We start from the raw sequence: 17,489 nt of genomic DNA, 5'->3' as shown, positions 1-17,489 counted from the left end.
ATAGCTATTACTGGCCGGCCGCAAGGCGGGTGGCCATGTGCGGTGAGAAGGATCTCAGTTGCCGCCGCGGGAACGCCGTTCCCCAGCGCTATCTTCATGGAACCAAGTCCGCTCGCCAACACCCAGGTACTCAGTTGGAGAGTTTTATGACCGAATTAACCGCAGCAGCGCAACGTGCGCTGAACTTGATGGATTTAACCACGCTGAATGATGATGACACCGACGAGAAAGTGATCGCGCTCTGTCGTCAGGCCAACAGCCCGGCCGGCCACACGGCGGCCATCTGCATCTACCCGCGTTTTATCCCGGTGGCGCGTAAGGCGCTGCGCGAGCAAGGCACGCCGGACATCCGCATCGCCACCGTGACCAACTTCCCGCATGGCAATGACGATATCGACATCGCGCTGGCGGAAACCCGCGCGGCGATCGCCTATGGCGCGGATGAAGTGGACGTGGTGTTCCCATACCGCGCGCTGATCGCCGGCAACGAACAGGTCGGCTTCGAGCTGGTGAAACAGTGCAAGCAGGCTTGCCAGGCGGCCAACGTGTTGCTGAAAGTGATCATCGAAACCGGTGAGCTGAAACAGGCCGATTTGATCCGCAAGGCGTCCGAGATCGCCATCAAGGCCGGGGCGGACTTTATCAAGACCTCCACCGGCAAGGTGCCGGTCAACGCCACCCTGGAGAGCGCCGAGCTGATGATGTCGGTGATCCGCGATATGGGCGTGGCGAAGACGGTGGGCTTCAAGCCGGCCGGCGGCGTGCGCACCGCGGAAGACGCGCTGCATTATCTGCAACTTGCCGATCGTATTCTGGGCGAAGGGTGGGCCGATGCGCGGCATTTCCGCTTTGGCGCTTCCAGCCTGCTGGCCAGCTTGCTGACCGCGCTGGGCCACCAGACCCAGACCGCCGGCGGCGGCTACTGATCGATTTCGTTGGCGGGCGCCAGGCGCGCCCGTCTGCACCGACTCTCGGCGACACAGGGGGATGCCTTGTTCCTGGCTCAAGAAATTATTCGTAAGAAACGCGACGGCCAGCCGTTAAGCGAAGCGGAAATCCGCTTTTTCATCAACGGCATTCGCGACAACGTGGTGTCGGAAGGGCAGATCGCCGCGCTGGCGATGACCATTTATTTCCATGACATGAGCATGCCGGAGCGCGTGGCGCTCACCATGGCGATGCGCGATTCCGGCACCGTGCTGGACTGGAAGAGTTTGGCGCTGAATGGCCCGATCGTTGACAAGCATTCGACCGGCGGCGTGGGTGACGTGACCTCGCTGATGCTCGGCCCGATGGTGGCGGCCTGCGGCGGCTATGTGCCGATGATCTCCGGCCGCGGCCTGGGGCATACCGGCGGCACGCTGGACAAACTGGAAGCCATTCCGGGCTTCAATATTTTCCCGGACGATAACGCCTTCCGCAAAATCATTCAGGACGTCGGCGTGGCGATCATCGGCCAGACCAGTTCGCTGGCGCCGGCGGACAAGCGTTTTTACGCCACCCGCGACATCACCGCCACCGTGGATTCGATCCCGCTGATCACCGCCTCTATTCTGGCCAAGAAACTGGCGGAAGGGCTGGATGCGCTGGTGATGGACGTGAAGGTTGGCTCGGGCGCCTTTATGCCGACCTATGCCCTGTCGCAAGATTTGGCGCAGGCGATCGTCGGCGTGGCCAACGGCGCGGGCTGCAAGACCACCGCGCTGCTGACCGACATGAACCAGGTGCTGGCTTCCAGCGCCGGCAACGCGGTGGAAGTGCGCGAAGCGGTACGCTTCCTGACCGGCGAATACCGCAACCCGCGCCTGCTGGAAGTGACGCTGGCGCTGTGCGTGGAGATGCTGCTGTCCGGCGGCCTGGCGCAAGACGAGGCCGATGCGCGCGCCAAGCTGCAGGCGGTGCTGGACAACGGCAAAGCGGCTGAGGTGTTTGGCCGCATGGTGGCGGCGCAGCAAGGGCCGATAGACTTCGTCGAACGTTATGATAGCTATCTGCCGGCGGCAACGCTGAGCAAGCCGGTGTATGCTGAAAAGCCGGGCATCATCAGCGCCATGGATACCCGCGCGCTGGGTATGGCGGTGGTGTCGCTGGGCGGCGGCCGCCGCCGGGCGAGCGACGCCATCGATTACAGCGTTGGCCTGACCGAGGTAGCGCGTCTGGGCGATAAGGTGGATACCCAGCAACCGCTGGCGATGATCCACGCCAACGATGAAGAGAGCTGGCAGCTGGCGGCCGATGCGGTGCGCAGCGCAATGACGCTGAGCGACAAGGCGCCGGAGGCGACGCCGGTGGTGTATAAGCGCATCACTCAAGCGTGATGACCCTCGTCTTTCAAGCCGTAGCGTTGTTGGCTGCACGCGTGCACCCCAGTCACTTACTTGAGTAAGCTCCTGGGGATACACGCGCTAGCCGCCTAGCTACAACTTGAAATCCATTGGGTATAAATTTAGAGAATAAGGGCGATTGCAGTTTTGCGGTCGCAATAGCGTGAGAACACGCAGGAGAGCACAGATGAAACGCACATTTATTATGGTATTGGACTCCTTCGGCATCGGCGCCAGCGAAGACGCCGAACGTTTTGGCGACCAGGGGTCCGACACCCTGGGCCACATCGCCGAGGTTTGCGCGCGCGGTGAAGCCAACGTGGGCCGCCAGGGCCCGCTGACGCTGCCTAACCTGAGCCGTCTGGGCCTCGGCAAAGCGGCGGAGGAGTCCACCGGCAACTTCCCGCAGGGGCTGGATCGCAACGCCGACATCATCGGTGCTTACGCTTACGCCAGCGAGCTCTCTTCCGGTAAAGACACGCCGTCGGGCCACTGGGAAATCGCCGGCGTGCCGGTGCTGTTCGACTGGGGCTACTTCAAGGACGAGCACAACAGCTTCCCGCAGGCGCTGCTGGACAAACTGGTCGAACGCGCCAATCTGCCGGGCTACCTGGGCAACTGCCACTCATCCGGCACCGTGATCCTCGATCAGCTGGGCGAAGAGCACATGAAAACCGGCAAGCCGATTTTCTACACCTCCGCCGACTCGGTGTTCCAGATCGCCTGCCATGAAGAAACCTTCGGCCTGGATCGTCTGTATGAGCTGTGCGAAATCGCGCGTGAAGAGCTGACCGAAGGCGGTTACAACATCGGTCGCGTGATCGCGCGTCCGTTCGTCGGCGATAAGCCGGGCCACTTCCAGCGCACCGGCAACCGCCACGATCTGGCGGTAGAGCCGCCGGCGCCGACCGTGCTGAAAAAGCTGGTGGACGAGAAGGGCGGCGAAGTGGTGTCGATCGGTAAAATCGCCGACATCTACGCCAACGTCGGTATCACCAAGAAGGTGAAGGCGACCGGCATCGATGCTCTGTTTGACGCGACCCTGATTGAAATGGAAAAGGCCGGCGACAACACCATCGTGTTCACCAACTTCGTGGACTTCGACTCCTCTTACGGCCACCGCCGCGACGTGGCGGGCTACGCCGCCGCGCTGGAGCTGTTCGACCGCCGCCTGCCGGAGCTGCTGAAGCTGGTGAAAGACGAAGATATCATCATCTTCACCGCCGACCACGGCTGCGACCCGACCTGGCCGGGCACCGACCACACCCGCGAGCACATCCCGGTGCTGGTTTACGGTCCGAAAGTGAAACCGGGTTCGCTGGGCCACCGCGAGACCTTCGCCGACATCGGCCAGACCGTCGCCAATTATTTTGGCCTGTCGCCGATGGATTACGGTAAGACCATGTTCTAAGCCCTGTCTTTCAAGCCGCAGCGTTGTTAGCTTCACGCGTGAACCCCAGTCGCTTACTCAAGTAAGTTCCTGGGGATTCACCCGCTAGCTGCCTGGCTGCAACTCGAAATTCAAGGCTTGGATGTTTGACGTTTTTATTAAATAAGATTTCTAAAGGAAGAAAATTATGGCTACGCCGCACATTAATGCTGAGATGGGTGATTTCGCTGACGTAGTACTGATGCCGGGCGACCCGCTGCGCGCAAAATACATCGCCGAAACCTTCCTGGAAGGCGCGGTGGAAGTGAACAACGTGCGCGGCATGTTGGGCTTCACCGGCACCTACAAAGGCCGCCGCATCTCCGTAATGGGCCACGGCATGGGCATCCCGTCCTGCTCCATCTATGCGCGCGAGCTGATTGCCGAATTCGGCGTGAAGAAGATCATTCGCGTGGGTTCCTGCGGCGCGGTGCGTGACGATATCAAACTGCGTGACGTGGTGATCGGCATGGGCGCGTGCACCGACTCCAAGGTGAACCGTCTGCGCTTCAAGGATAACGACTACGCGGCGATCGCCGACTTCGACATGGTGCGCAACGCGGTCGACGCGGCGGCGGCGCAGGGCATCCCGGCGCGCGTGGGCAACATCTTCTCCGCCGATCTGTTCTACACCCCGGATCCGGACATGTTCCAGGTGATGAAGAAGTACGGCATCCTGGGCGTGGAAATGGAAGCGGCCGGCATCTACGGCGTGGCGGCGGAGCTGTACGAAGAGTTCGGCTGTAAGGCGCTGACCATCTGCACCGTGTCCGACCACATCCTGCGTCACGAAGCGACCACGGCGGCGGAACGCCAGACCACCTTTAACGAAATGATCGTTATCGCGCTGGAATCCGTGCTGCTGGGCGACAAAGCGTAATACCGCGGCGGGCGTCGTCATGGCGCCCGCCCGTCAATCTATTCATTCCGCACGGCCGTTTTTGGCTAACGCTTTACCTTTCAATTGATTATGGGTGTAGCCGTTACGGGCAATCTATTCACTGAAAGGACAATAAAACGGCGAGAACGCATTCAGCGCCTGGCCTGAGTTACTCCTTCTTCGGCGCTTCCTGCTTTATCTCCGGCGCATCCTCTTCGTCGTCTTCCACCGTATTGCCTTCTTCCAGTGGCGTGTTGGCGGTCAACAGGTACGGCGACTGCTGCCAGCGGCTGCGGCGGTGTTGCAGCAGGGTACGCGCCAGAATGATGCCGATCGCCAGCGCCAGCAGGATCATCAGGCGCAGCAGGTTGGTGGTGTTGTCCACCTGTTTGGATTCGGTCGCCAGCACGTGGGTGTCGAGGGTGATGCGGATAAAGCCGATCGGGCCGTCTTTGCCCTGAATGGATTCGACCAACTGGTGGTTGAAGTAGCTGCCGGCGCGTTTGCCGTCGAGCGACAGGCGATCGCGTATACTTATCTGCTCCCCGGCGTGGGAGACCAGCGTGCCGTCCAACTGATACACGCTGACGTCGAGAATGCGGCTGTGATCGGTGAGCTGCTTGAGGATGGCGTCGATGCGCGGGTTGTTGCCGTCGTCGTCCAGCAGCGGCGCCAGGCTGTAGGCGACCTGTTTGGTCAGCGTCTGCGCCAGCTCTTCCACCTGCTCGGATCGCGCCATTTGGTGACTCAGGCTAAAATAAGAGGCGCCCTGCATCAGCAGCACCAGCAAAGCCAGGCAAATCAGGATAATAGCGGTGCGGTGCAGGCGAAATTTCAGTTTAGCGCGAGCCATGCAGGTTCCTTGGGCATCGGGGACACTTTATGTTGCCAGAACCGCTGGCGATAGGATAGCTTGATGCGTCGTTTTATCATGCAGCGTTTTTGTCCATTCAGGAGTCAATGATGTCAAACAGTCTGACCTATTGCGATCTTCCGGCGGAGATCTCTCAATGGCCGGGTCTTCCCCTTTCGCTCAGCGGCGACGAAGTGATGCCGCTGGACTACCGGGCGGGCAATACCGGGTGGCTGTTATACGGCAGGAAGCTGGACAAGGCGCGCATTACCCAATTCCAACGCAAGCTGGGCGCGGCGATGGTGATCGTCACCGCCTGGGGCGTGGACGACTATCAGGTGGTGCGCCTGGCGGGCACCTTGACGCCGCGCGCCAAGCTGTTGGCGGCGGAGAGCGGGCTGGACGTGGCGCCGCTCGGCAAGATCCCGCACCTGCGCACGCCGGGGCTGCTGGTGATGGACATGGATTCGACGGCGATCGAGATCGAATGCATCGACGAGATCGCCAAATTGGCGGGCGTCGGCGAGCAGGTGGCGGAAGTCACCGAACGCGCGATGCGCGGCGAGCTGGACTTTACCGCCAGCCTGCGCCAGCGCGTCGGCACGCTGAAAGGGGCCGATGCCAACATCCTCAAGCAGGTGCGCGACGAGCTGCCGTTGATGCCGGGGCTGACCAGCCTGGTGGGCAAGCTGCAGGCGATGGGCTGGCATGTGGCGATCGCCTCCGGCGGCTTCACCTACTACGCCGAATACCTGCGCAACCGGCTGCGGCTGGTGGCGGCGGCGGCCAATGAGCTGGAGATCCGCGACGGCAAGCTGACCGGCGAAGTGCTGGGGCCGGTGGTGGACGCGCAGTTCAAAGCCGACACGCTGCTGCGGCTGGCGGAGAAGCTGGAGATCCCGCTGGCGCAAACCGTGGCCATCGGCGACGGCGCCAACGATTTGAAAATGATGCAGGCGGCGGGGCTGGGCATCGCCTACCACGCCAAGCCGAAAGTGTATGAAAAAGCGCAGGTATCGATCCGGCATGCGGATCTGATGGGCGTGCTGTGTATTCTCACCGGCAGCCTGAAACACGAAGTGCGATAACGAAAGATTGAGGTAAGACGTGGCAAAAGCGGCAAAACGGGCATTTGTGTGCAATGAGTGCGGGGCGGACTATCCGCGTTGGCAGGGGCAGTGCAGCGCCTGTCAGGCCTGGAACACCATCACGGAAGTGCGTTTGGCCGCGTCGCCCGCAGCGGCGCGCAACGATCGCCTCAGCGGCTATGCCGGCGACGCCGGCGTCAGCAAGGTGCAGAAGCTGTCGGAAATCAGCCTGGAGGCGCTGCCGCGCTTCACCACCGGCTTTCTCGAGTTCGACCGCGTGCTGGGCGGCGGCGTGGTGCCCGGCAGCGCCATTCTGATCGGCGGCAACCCCGGCGCCGGCAAGAGCACCCTGTTGCTGCAGGTGTTGTGCAAGTTGTCCGAACAGATGAAAACCCTGTACGTCACCGGTGAGGAGTCGCTGCAGCAGGTGGCGATGCGCGCTCACCGTCTGGGGCTGCCGACCGGCGGCCTGAACATGCTGTCGGAAACCAGCATCGAGCAGATCTGCCTGATCGCTGAGCAGGAACAGCCGAAGCTGATGGTGATCGACTCGATTCAGGTGATGCACATGGCGGACATTCAGTCTTCGCCGGGCAGCGTGGCGCAGGTGCGGGAAACCGCCGCCTACCTGACGCGCTTCGCCAAGACGCGCGGCGTGGCGATCGTGATGGTCGGCCACGTCACCAAAGACGGCTCGCTGGCCGGGCCAAAAGTGCTGGAACACTGTATCGACTGTTCGGTGCTGCTGGACGGTGACGCCGATTCCCGCTTCCGCACCCTGCGCAGCCACAAGAACCGCTTCGGCGCGGTCAACGAGCTGGGGGTGTTCGCCATGACCGAACAGGGGCTGCGCGAAGTGAGCAACCCTTCGGCTATCTTCCTCAGCCGCGGCGATGAAGTCACCTCCGGCAGCTCGGTGATGGTGGTGTGGGAAGGCACCCGGCCGCTGCTGGTGGAGATCCAGGCGCTGGTGGATCATTCGATGATGTCCAACCCGCGCCGCGTGGCGGTGGGCCTGGAGCAGAACCGGTTGGCGATCCTGCTGGCGGTGCTGCACCGGCACGGCGGGCTGCAGATGTCGGATCAGGACGTGTTCGTCAACGTGGTCGGCGGGGTGAAGGTCAGCGAGACCAGCGCCGACCTGGCGCTGCTGATGTCGCTGGTCTCAAGCCTGCGCGATCGGCCGCTGCCGAACGATCTGGTGGTGTTCGGCGAAGTGGGGCTGGCGGGGGAGATCCGCCCGGTGCCGAGCGGCCAGGAGCGCATCTCCGAAGCGGCCAAGCACGGCTTCAAGCGCGCCATCGTGCCGCACGGCAATATGCCGAAAAAGCCGCCGGCCAACATGCAGGTGTTCGGGGTCAAGAAGCTGGCGGACGCGCTGGACGTGCTGGAAGGGTTTTATTAATGTCGCCGACGGCGAGCAAGATATGCTATTTTGTTTAGCATATTAAACGGAGGTGGCCATGCCGCAATTTGATTACCTGAAGACGTCCATCAAGCAAAAGGGCTGCACGCTGCAGCAGGTGGCGGATGCCAGCGGCATGACCAAGGGCTATCTGAGCCAGCTTTTGAACGACAAAATCAAAAGCCCGAGCGCGCAAAAACTTGAGGCGCTGCACCGTTTTCTCGGGCTGGAGTTCCCGCGTAAAGAGGTTAAAGTCGGCGTGGTGTTTGGTAAATTTTACCCGCTGCATACCGGCCACATCTATCTGATCCAGCGCGCCTGCAGCCAGGTGGACGAGTTGCACGTTATTTTGTGCCACGACGAACCTCGCGACCGCGAGCTGTTCGAGAACAGTTCAATGTCGCAACAGCCGACGGTCAGCGATCGCCTGCGCTGGCTGCTGCAGACCTTCAAGTACCAGAAAAACATCCATATCCACTCGTTCGACGAGCAGGGCATCGAACCCTATCCGCACGGCTGGAACGTGTGGAGCGACGGCATGAAGGCCTTTATGGAACAGAAGGGCATCGTACCGAGCTTCATTTATTCCAGCGAAGCGCAGGATGCGCCGCGCTACCGCGAGCATCTGGGCATCGAAACCATTTTGGTCGATCCAGAGCGTTCGTTCATGAACATCAGCGGCAATCAGATCCGCCAGGATCCATTCCGCTATTGGGACTACATCCCGACCGAGGTGAAGCCGTTCTTCGTGCGCACCGTGGCGATCCTCGGCGGCGAGTCGAGCGGCAAATCGACGCTGGTCAACAAGCTGGCCAACATCTTCAACACCACCAGCGCCTGGGAATATGGCCGCGATTACGTGTTCTCGCACCTGGGCGGCGACGAGATGGCGCTGCAATACTCCGACTACGACAAAATTGCCCTCGGGCAGGCGCAATACGTGGATTTCGCGGTCAAGTACGCCAACAAGGTGGCGTTTATCGATACCGATTTCGTCACCACCCAGGCGTTTTGCAAAAAGTACGAGGGGCGTGAACACCCCTTTGTGCAGGCGCTGATCGACGAATACCGTTTCGATCTGGTGATCCTGCTGGAAAACAACACGCCGTGGGTGGCGGATGGCCTGCGCAGCCTCGGCAGCACCGCCGATCGTCTGGCGTTCCAGCGCCTGCTGGAGGAAATGCTGCGCGCCAACGACATCGAGTATGTGCACGTTGAGTCCAGCGATTACGAAGAGCGTTTTCTGCGCTGCGTCGAGCTGGTGCAACAGTTGCTGGCGGCGGACGCCGGCCGGTTGGCGAACGCGCCCGCCCAGCATCACGCCGCAGGCTGAGAAAATTAGCGGAATGTGCGGTCGCGGCGGCAGAAACGGCCGCCCGGGCGCATATTTAACGGCTTGTTTAAACATGGTTCATTCGACAGCGACTACGGTAAGATTTTCTTTACAATAACGCTCAGAAGAAGACATGTCTTATCGCTTGCTCGCTCTTTGGTTGGTCTGCTATGCCGCAGCCTGGACGCTGCTGACTGTTCATCTCGATCCTACCCTGCCTTACGACGCCGTCGAGGCGCTCAACTGGGGCCTCAACGGCGAGTGGGGCTCACCGAAAAACCCGTGGCTGGTCGGGGCGGCGATGCAGCCGGCGATCGGGTTCTCGTGGCTGCCGCTGAACCTGTACTGGTATGGCGGGCACTTCATCGCCATCGCCATCGGCATGCTGGGTGTCTGGCTGTTGGCGCGCCGGCTGAGCGGCAGCACCTCGCTGGCCTGGATGGCGCTGTTGACGCTCAACCTGTCCGGCATCATCAATTTCGACATCATTCCCTACAACGACAATTACCTGTTGGTGATGCTGTGGCCGTGGATGGCGCTGTTTTTCCACCTGGCTATTTCGCGTTCGGCCAACTGGTGGCCGGCCTTCGCGTTGGCCGCCGGGCTGGCGATGATGGCGAAGTACTCGACCTTCGCCTTTGTCTATTTCGCTGCGCTGTCGACGCTATTCGTGCCGCAGATCCGCCGCTGCTATCGCCAGCCGCAGTTCTATCTGGCGGTGGCGATCTGGTTGGCGCTGGTGCTGCCGAACGTGTTCTGGTTGTGGAACCACGACTTTGCCGCCTTCAAGTGGGTGGATTCGCAGATCAAGATGCAGCTCAACCTCGATATGCTGCAGTCGCTGCTGCTGGTGTTCTATCCGTCGCTGGTGCTGTGGGGGATCCTGCGGCGTAGCGGGGCGGTGCTGGCCTGGCCACCGGCGTTGCCGATGCGGGTGTTGCTGTGGGTCTATCTGTTGCCGCTCGGCATCATTACCTTCTGGTTCTCTTTCAACGTCGGCGGCCGGCTGACCGAATGGCTGCAGCCTTTCTTCATGCTGGCGCCCGCGCTGCTGGTCGGTTGCGTGCGCCAGCCGCCGGTGCGTTCGCTGCGCGCGGCAACCATTGGGCTGATGTGTGCGGCGCTGGCGGTCTATCTGGGGTATGCCGCGGTGATGCTGGGCAACGTGCGCAACGCCGGTCAGAAAATGGTGGGTATCAAGGCGTTCAGCGCCGGGGTGGAGCGGCAGTGGCAAGAGCGGTATGGCGTTGAACTGCGCTACGTCGGCGGCGAATACCTGTCGCAGTGGATGACGGTGTACGCCGGTTCCCGGCCGCGGACCATTACGCGTTGGTCCAATCATGCGCGGCCGAATATCTACAACGTCAACATCAGCTATCCGCAGATTGCGCAGCACGGCGTCGCCCTGTTCGGGCGGTTGGGTGAAGACTGCGCGCACAGCGACTTTGGCGGTGAGTTGGCCCACTGGCCGAAGATGCGCCTCGATTGGCAGCAGACGCTGACCTTCCGCGCCGATCCGCAGAGCGACGAGCAGATGCTGTGCGTCGGCTTCGTTCGTCCGCAGTAACGGCGGCGCGCTGCGCCGCCGCGATTCAGGCTCAGTAAGCGATGACCAGCTTGCCTTGCATATGGCCGCCGAGCAGCTGTTGATGCGCGGCGGTCAGCGTGTCTACCGACAGCCCGTGCAGGGTTTCGCTCAGCGTGGTGCTCAGCTTGCCCTCGTCCAGCAGCTGCGCCACCTGCTGCAGGATCTTGCCCTGCTGCGCGATATCCGGGGTGGTGAACATGCTGCGGGTGAACATGAACTCCCAGTGCAGCGCGGCGCTTTTCAGCTTCAGCGCGTTTTGATCCAACGGCTGCGCGTTCTCAACGATGGTGCAGATATGGCCGAGCGGCGCGATCAGTTCGGCCATCGCCGGCCAGTGGCCGTCGGTATCGTTCAGACACAGGATGTAATCCACCTGCTCGATGCCGTGCTGCGCCAGGTTGCCCTTCAGATCGCGGTAGTCCACCACCAGATCGGCGCCGCGCTCACGGCACCAGGCGGCGGATTCAGGTCTTGATGCGGTGGCGATCACTTTCACCTTGCTGCGCAATGCGGCCAGCGGAATGGCCAGCGAGCCGACCCCGCCGGCGCCGCCGATGATCAGCAGCGTCTTGTGCTCCTGCGCGTCCTGAATGTTCAGGTGTTCGAACAGCGCCTCCCAGGCGGTGAGGGCGGTGAGCGGCATGGCGGCGGACTCGGCCCAGTTCAGGCTGCGCGGTTTGTGCGCGGCGATGCGTGAGTCGATCAGTTGGTGACTGCTGTTGCTGCCGGGGCGGGTGATGTCGCCGGCGTACCACACTTCATCGCCGGGCTTGAAGCCGCTGACGCTGCTGCCCACGCCCACCACGATGCCGCTGGCGTCCCAGCCGAGGACGCGCGGCTGCTGCAGGCCGCTTTTCTGCAGGCCGGCGTGCACTTTGGTGTCCACCGGGTTGACCGACGCCGCTTTCACTTCCACCAGCAGATCGTACTGGCCGGGAACCGGCATCTCCGGTGAGATTTCGATGAAACTGGCGGGGTTCTGCGGGTCTACGGCAATGGCTTTTATCGACATGATTGTACTCCTTTCAAATGATGCCCCCAGTGTAGACCCGCGGCAGTGGGGTGATAAGATGGACAATATCTAACGGAGTGTTCGTTTAAGGTGAACAATGGAATTCAAACAGCTGCAGGATATGGCGCTGTTCGCGCTGGTGGCGGAGTGCGGCAGCTTCACCGCCGCCGCGCAGCGCGTCGGGTTGCCGAAATCCAGCGTCAGCCAGCGCATCAGCCAGCTTGAGCAGACGCTGGGGCTGCGCTTGCTCAATCGCACCACGCGCCAGCTGAACCTGACCTTCGCCGGCGAGCGTTATCTGGAGCATTGTCAGGCGATGATGTCCGCTGCCGAACGCGCCGATCTGGCGTTGCAGCGGCTGCGCGATAACCCGAGCGGGCGCCTGCGCATCTCGACGCCGGCCGGGCTGGGGGCGACCCTGGTGGCGCGGCTGGCGGCGGATTTTCAGCGCCAGTATCCGGACGTTTCGCTGGAGGTGTCGGTGTCCGACGCCATGGTGGATCTGGTGCAGGAAGGTTACGACGCCGCGCTGCGCACCGGCAAGCCGCAGGATTCTTCGCTGATCGGCCGACGCCTCGGGTACGCGCCGCGCTATCTGCTGGCGGCGCCGTCCTACCTGGCGCAGCACCCGCCGATCGAACATCCGCAGCAACTGCAGCAGCATCGTTGCATCGCCCACCGCGCCTGGACGGCCTGGAACCTGCGCTGCGGCGATGACTACTATCGTTGGCAGCTGCCGCTGGCGCACACCACCGACAACCTGCTGTATGCGCGCGAATGCGCCATTGCCGGTGCCGGCATCACGTTGCTGCCGGCGTTTCTCAGCCGCGAGGTGGTGGCGCAGAAGCTGTTGGTGGAGGTGTTGCCGGCGTGGCGTGCGGAAGGGAACGAGCTGTATCTGGTCTACCCGAGCCGCAAGCTGAACTCCCCGGCGCTGGCTTGTTTCATCGATGTGGTGCTGCAGCACCCGGCGTTCGACGATTACGCGCGCGAGTTGGCGCGGGGGTAAAAAAAGGCGCCGCATGCGGCGCCTTGGGCATTACTTGGCGATCTTTTTGTACTTGATGCGGTGCGGCTCGAGCGCATCGGCGCCCAGCGTGCGCTTCTTGTACTCTTCGTACTCGGTGAAGTTGCCTTCGAAGAATTCCACCTTGCCCTCGTCCTGGTAGTCCAGGATGTGGGTGGCGATACGATCGAGGAACCAACGGTCGTGCGAGATCACCATGGCGCAGCCAGGGAATTCCAGCAGGGCGTTTTCCAGCGCGCGCAGGGTTTCGATATCCAGGTCGTTGGTCGGTTCATCGAGCAGCAGCACGTTGCCGCCAACCTGCAGCAGCTTGGCCAGGTGCAGACGGCCACGCTCACCGCCGGACAGCTCGCCCACGCGTTTGCCCTGATCGACGCCCTTGAAGTTGAAGCGCCCGACATAGGCGCGGCTCGGCATCTCGGTGTTGCCGATGCGCATGATGTCCTGCCCGCCGGAGACTTCTTCCCAGACGGTTTTCGAACCGTCCATGCTGTCGCGGAACTGATCGACGGAAGCGAGTTTGACGGTGTCGCCCAGCACGATGCTGCCGGAATCAGGCTGCTCCTGACCGGACATCATGCGGAACAGCGTGGATTTACCCGCGCCGTTCGGGCCGATGATGCCGACGATTGCCCCTTTCGGCACCGAGAACGACAGGTCGTCGATCAGCAGGCGGTCGCCATAAGACTTGCGCAGGTTGCTGACTTCGACCACTTTATCGCCCAGGCGCGCGCCAGGTGGAATGAACAGTTCGTTGGTTTCGTTACGTTTCTGGTATTCGGTGTTGTTCAGCTCTTCAAAGCGGGCCAGGCGGGCCTTGCCTTTGGACTGACGGCCTTTGGCGCCCTGACGCACCCACTCCAGCTCTTTCTCGATCGACTTGCGACGAGCGGCTTCGGCGGACGCTTCCTGCGCCAGACGCGCGTCTTTCTGCTCCAGCCAGGACGAGTAGTTGCCTTCCCACGGAATGCCTTCGCCGCGGTCGAGTTCGAGGATCCAGCCGGCCACGTTATCCAGGAAGTAACGGTCGTGGGTGATCGCCACCACGGTGCCTTCAAAGTCGTGCAGGAAGCGTTCCAGCCAGGCCACGGACTCGGCGTCCAGGTGGTTGGTCGGTTCGTCCAGCAGCAGCATGTCCGGCTTTTCCAGCAGCAGGCGGCACAGCGCGACGCGGCGGCGTTCACCCCCGGACAGGTGGGCGATTTTGGCGTCCCAGTCCGGCAGGCGCAGCGCATCGGCGGCGCGTTCCAGCTGGGCGTTGAGGTTGTGACCGTCGTGCGCCTGAATGATCTCTTCCAGGCGGCCCTGTTCGGCGGCCAGCTTGTCGAAGTCTGCGCCTTCTTCCGCGTACAGCGCGTACACTTCGTCCAGGCGCTTCAGCGCGCCGACCACTTCCGCCAGCGCTTCTTCCACCGATTCACGCACGGTGTGTTCGAGGTTAAGCTGCGGCTCCTGCGGCAGGTAACCGATCTTGATGCCCGGCTGCGGGCGCGCTTCCCCTTCGATATCGGTATCGATGCCGGCCATGATGCGCAGCAGGGTGGACTTACCGGCGCCGTTCAGGCCCAGCACGCCGATTTTGGCCCCAGGGAAGAAGCTCAGGGAGATGTTTTTCAAAATATGACGCTTCGGCGGTACCACCTTGCCGACGCGGTGCATGGTATAGACGTATTGAGCCACGTTGCTCTAAGCCTCTCTATATCAGTATTTATAGGATGTCTGGCGGCATGAGTGTAGCCCGTTTCGATCTCGGATCCCAGACATCGCTCAGCGATCGCCAAGTATAACCGTTTATGCGCCGATAAAGGCGCATATTGGTGGCTTATGGCGTGACGACGATCGCGACGCGGCGGTTTTCCGCGCGGCCGCTGGAGGTGCGGTTATCGGCAACGGGATCGCGCTTGCCCATGCCGCGGGTTTCGATATTGGCGCGCGGAATGCCGACGCTGGCCAGCAGATCGGCCACCGCATCGGCGCGGCGCAGGGAAAGCTGATCGTTATAGCTGTCTTCACCGTAGTTGTCGGTATGGCCGTCCAGGCGGAACTTGGTGATGCCGACGCTCAGCAGCGCACGGCCCATCTTCTGCACCGTCTCGGTGCTTTCCGGGTTCAGCTTGCCGATGTTGTTGCCGAACAGCACCTTATCCGACAGGCCGAACTCCCAGCCGTTGTCGGTCAGTTTGAAGCCCTGCGATTGCAGCAGCGCAACCTGCTCGGGCGTCAGGCCCTGCGGTTTGCTCTGGCAGCCGGCGAGCGCCAGCAGGGCGACGAACGCCATCGCCAGCAGTGAAAAACGACCTTTAAACAGTTGCTGTATCATAGTCAAAATCCCTAGTTCAAGTGTTATAGCCGGGGCTCTTATTTATGTATAGCCAGCCGCCAGCCTCCGTTATAACGATGCTTTGCCTGATACATCGCATCGTCAGCTTCGTGCAAAAGACCCTGAGGCGTCGACGCGTGATCAGGGTACAGCGCAATACCGATACTCAGAGAGGTGATGACCGCCTCGTCGTTCGGCAAAATGACCGGTTGCGTCATGCAGTCGATGATGTTGTCAGCGATCTGCAAGACATCTTCCGTGCCGTGTACCGGCGCCAACAGCACGGCGAATTCATCCCCTCCCAGGCGGGCGACCAGATCGGTCTCGCGCAACTGCGCGCGAATGCGCCCGGCAATGGTGGTCAGCACCGCATCGCCTGCGGCGTGGCCGTAACTGTCGTTCACCTCCTTGAAGCGATCGCCGTCGATAAACAGCACCGCCAATTTCGCCGGCGGTTCGATATCGCCCAGCGCCCGGCTCAGCCTCCCTTCGAAGAAGGCGCGGTTCGGCAAGCCGGTCAGGCTGTCGTGCGTCGCCCGGTGAGCCAGCGAGTCGTTTTCCTGCTTCAGATGGGCCTGCCAGGCCTCCAGCTCGTCGAGCAAGCCGTTGAAATCGTTGCTGAGCTCATGCAGCTCGGCGATAGGCGCCGACGGCACCCGCAGGCCGAAAGTGCGATCGCGGCGCACTGCATGCGCCACGTTGGCGATGTCGTCCAGCGAACTGACGATGCCGACCAGCATGCGGCGCGACAACACCAGGGCGCACAGGGTGCTGAGCACCAGGCAGGCGATCATGCCGACCATGCCGCGCAACAGGAAACGCAGCAGGCTGCCGCCGTTGCCGCTCAGCCAGACCTGGCCGACCTGTTTGCCCTCGTGGGTGATAGGCAGAATGACCGGTTCGGGCAGCGCCCAGTGCGCAACGATTTGCTCCAGGCCGTGCAGCGGCCCATCGGTAGGATGGCGCCAGTTGGCCAGCATCTTGCCGTTGTTGTCGAGGATCCGCGCGTCCGACACCTCTTCATTGGAGGATATCAGCATCAGCGCTTCGCGCGCGGCGGTGCGGTCTTCAAACACCACGGCGGCCTCGACGGTATAGCTGATGGAGCGCGCGATCAGGTGCAGGTTGTGATTGGCATAGGCGCGCAGCGCAAACAGCGCCACCAGCGTCAAAAAGATGCCGGCGGTGCCGACGGCGATCAGCGCCAGCCCAAGATGCACACGCTGCAGCACTCGGCCCAGCGTCGGGCGCGCATTGCCGGAGCGGTTTCTACGCAACAGCCTCATAGCGGCGGCGCCTGTTTGCGTGCCAGCTGCAGCACGTTGGGGTGAACGCGCACGCCGCTGCGCGCCAGAGCATCCAGGTTGACCTTGAAGCTGGCCTGGTCCCCATCAATCTGCAGGCAAAATGCGCTGCCGGCGGAGCATTCGCTATCGTTCTCGCTGATGCTGAGAATGGAGTTGCCGGAAATGCGCTGCATGAAATTTTGTCTCTGCGCGGCGGTGATGTTCCCTAAGTAGATGACATCACAGCCGGTACTCAGCGTTGGGCTGTCGAACGGCACGCGCTGGGCTTTAATCGGACGCGGCGCGCTCAGCAGGATCGGATCGAACAGCCCTTCGGCATACTGGGTGGGTGCGGTCACGCACAAGCGGATCGGATTGGGTTCACGCGACCAGCGTGCGTAGCTGATGATGCCTACCACCACGGTCGTCACGGCGTGCGTGCGCTTTTGATAGGGATCAGCGGCGGCGTGCGCAGGCTCGGACAACGTCAGCAGCACCAACAAAACGATCAGCAGCAGGCGGCCGATATTCAGGCGTGCGTCAAGGAAGCCCGGTTCGGGGCTTTTTGCGCAACGCATCGCTATCGCGGTCTTATTCACCATCTTCACCCGCCATTCCGGCCTGATCCACCGCCCGCAGGCCGTGGCCTGACAAGGAAAAATCCGGCCCGCTTGAAGGGACAATCGTTTTGCTGAAAGCTGTCAGTCGCACTGCCTAATGAACACTATCTAACCCATAATTGGCGCGGATTGTATTATAAGATGTCTTCGTTGGGCGCTTTATGTGCTGTTTTCTCGGAATTATCTTACTTATTTTTGATAGTATAAAAATGCCCACCCGGGTTTGCCACCGCTTTTCTGCAAAGTTGGCGCGTTTAGCCTGCTGTCAGGCGATTTGCGCAACGGCGGCGTCATGTCGAAAATGCAATAATGTGATGGCTAATA

At 61.8% G+C, this 17,489-nt stretch carries 15 protein-coding genes; 9 read left to right on the top strand and 6 right to left on the bottom strand.

Annotated elements, in window-relative coordinates; all coding sequences use genetic code 11:
* Window positions 1-146 precede the first annotated feature (146 nt).
* From deoC to deoD, 4 genes are all read left to right on the top strand, one after another.
* Window positions 147-926: a deoxyribose-phosphate aldolase gene (gene deoC, locus ACMGGK_RS20460; protein ID WP_016929165.1), complete on the top strand. Its 780-nt coding sequence runs from the start codon at window positions 147-149 to the stop codon at window positions 924-926.
* Between the two features lie 66 nt (window positions 927-992).
* Window positions 993-2,318, top strand: coding sequence for a thymidine phosphorylase (gene deoA, locus ACMGGK_RS20455; protein WP_048796556.1), 1,326 nt, complete (start codon window positions 993-995; stop codon window positions 2,316-2,318).
* A gap of 193 nt (window positions 2,319-2,511) precedes the next feature.
* The gene (deoB, locus tag ACMGGK_RS20450) at window positions 2,512-3,735 is read left to right on the top strand and encodes a phosphopentomutase (protein ID WP_016929163.1); all 1,224 of its coding nucleotides are present in this window, start codon (window positions 2,512-2,514) and stop codon (window positions 3,733-3,735) included.
* A gap of 166 nt (window positions 3,736-3,901) precedes the next feature.
* Window positions 3,902-4,633: a purine-nucleoside phosphorylase gene (gene deoD / locus ACMGGK_RS20445; protein ID WP_004933059.1), complete on the top strand. Its 732-nt coding sequence runs from the start codon at window positions 3,902-3,904 to the stop codon at window positions 4,631-4,633.
* Window positions 4,634-4,802: 169 nt separating this feature from the next.
* Here the strand turns inward: deoD and ACMGGK_RS20440 are convergent, their stop codons facing one another.
* On the bottom strand, window positions 4,803-5,486 hold the full coding sequence (locus ACMGGK_RS20440) for a YtjB family periplasmic protein (RefSeq protein WP_151254331.1): 684 nt from the start codon (window positions 5,484-5,486) through the stop codon (window positions 4,803-4,805).
* 110 nt (window positions 5,487-5,596) lie between these two features.
* Here ACMGGK_RS20440 and serB point away from each other — a divergent pair, with 110 nt between their 5' ends.
* From serB to ACMGGK_RS20420, 4 genes are all read left to right on the top strand, one after another.
* Window positions 5,597-6,574: a phosphoserine phosphatase gene (serB, locus tag ACMGGK_RS20435; RefSeq protein WP_004933052.1), complete on the top strand. Its 978-nt coding sequence runs from the start codon at window positions 5,597-5,599 to the stop codon at window positions 6,572-6,574.
* 19 nt (window positions 6,575-6,593) lie between these two features.
* Complete coding sequence (gene radA, locus ACMGGK_RS20430) at window positions 6,594-7,979, top strand: DNA repair protein RadA (protein ID WP_028127870.1); 1,386 nt, start codon at window positions 6,594-6,596, stop codon at window positions 7,977-7,979.
* A 58-nt stretch (window positions 7,980-8,037) separates the two neighbouring features.
* Complete coding sequence (gene nadR / locus ACMGGK_RS20425; RefSeq protein ID WP_016929160.1) at window positions 8,038-9,312, top strand: multifunctional transcriptional regulator/nicotinamide-nucleotide adenylyltransferase/ribosylnicotinamide kinase NadR; 1,275 nt, start codon at window positions 8,038-8,040, stop codon at window positions 9,310-9,312.
* A 133-nt stretch (window positions 9,313-9,445) separates the two neighbouring features.
* The gene (locus tag ACMGGK_RS20420) at window positions 9,446-10,879 is read left to right on the top strand and encodes a glycosyltransferase family 39 protein (RefSeq protein ID WP_049300119.1); all 1,434 of its coding nucleotides are present in this window, start codon (window positions 9,446-9,448) and stop codon (window positions 10,877-10,879) included.
* 31 nt (window positions 10,880-10,910) lie between these two features.
* Here the strand turns inward: ACMGGK_RS20420 and ACMGGK_RS20415 are convergent, their stop codons facing one another.
* Window positions 10,911-11,912, bottom strand: coding sequence for a zinc-binding alcohol dehydrogenase family protein (locus ACMGGK_RS20415; RefSeq protein WP_420277159.1), 1,002 nt, complete (start codon window positions 11,910-11,912; stop codon window positions 10,911-10,913).
* Between the two features lie 97 nt (window positions 11,913-12,009).
* On the opposite strand from ACMGGK_RS20415, the gene ACMGGK_RS20410 reads away from it, so the two are divergent.
* A complete protein-coding gene (locus tag ACMGGK_RS20410; RefSeq protein ID WP_016929157.1) occupies window positions 12,010-12,921 on the top strand; it encodes a LysR family transcriptional regulator in 912 nt (303 codons plus the stop codon).
* A gap of 30 nt (window positions 12,922-12,951) precedes the next feature.
* On the opposite strand, the gene ettA is transcribed toward ACMGGK_RS20410, so the two are convergent.
* The 4 genes from ettA to ACMGGK_RS20390 all read right to left on the bottom strand — a co-directional run bounded on the left by ettA (window position 12,952) and on the right by ACMGGK_RS20390 (window position 17,147).
* The gene (gene ettA / locus ACMGGK_RS20405; RefSeq protein ID WP_025159620.1) at window positions 12,952-14,619 is read right to left on the bottom strand and encodes an energy-dependent translational throttle protein EttA; all 1,668 of its coding nucleotides are present in this window, start codon (window positions 14,617-14,619) and stop codon (window positions 12,952-12,954) included.
* Between the two features lie 142 nt (window positions 14,620-14,761).
* A complete protein-coding gene (locus tag ACMGGK_RS20400) occupies window positions 14,762-15,259 on the bottom strand; it encodes an OmpA family protein (RefSeq protein WP_016929155.1) in 498 nt (165 codons plus the stop codon).
* 38 nt (window positions 15,260-15,297) lie between these two features.
* Entirely contained in the window at window positions 15,298-16,545 is a 1,248-nt protein-coding gene (locus ACMGGK_RS20395; RefSeq protein ID WP_016929154.1) for a diguanylate cyclase domain-containing protein, read from the bottom strand.
* Entirely contained in the window at window positions 16,542-17,147 is a 606-nt protein-coding gene (locus ACMGGK_RS20390) for a YfiR family protein (RefSeq protein ID WP_420277158.1), read from the bottom strand. The genes ACMGGK_RS20395 and ACMGGK_RS20390 overlap by 4 nt, the downstream gene beginning before the upstream one ends.
* Window positions 17,148-17,489 lie beyond the last annotated feature (342 nt).

Origin of the sequence: Serratia sp. BNK-33-b (assembly GCF_048684565.1) — a bacterium.
GTDB lineage: Bacteria > Pseudomonadota > Gammaproteobacteria > Enterobacterales > Enterobacteriaceae > Serratia > Serratia marcescens.
Note: the sequence above shows the minus strand (reverse complement) of the source record. Positions and strands in the feature narration are given on the sequence as shown.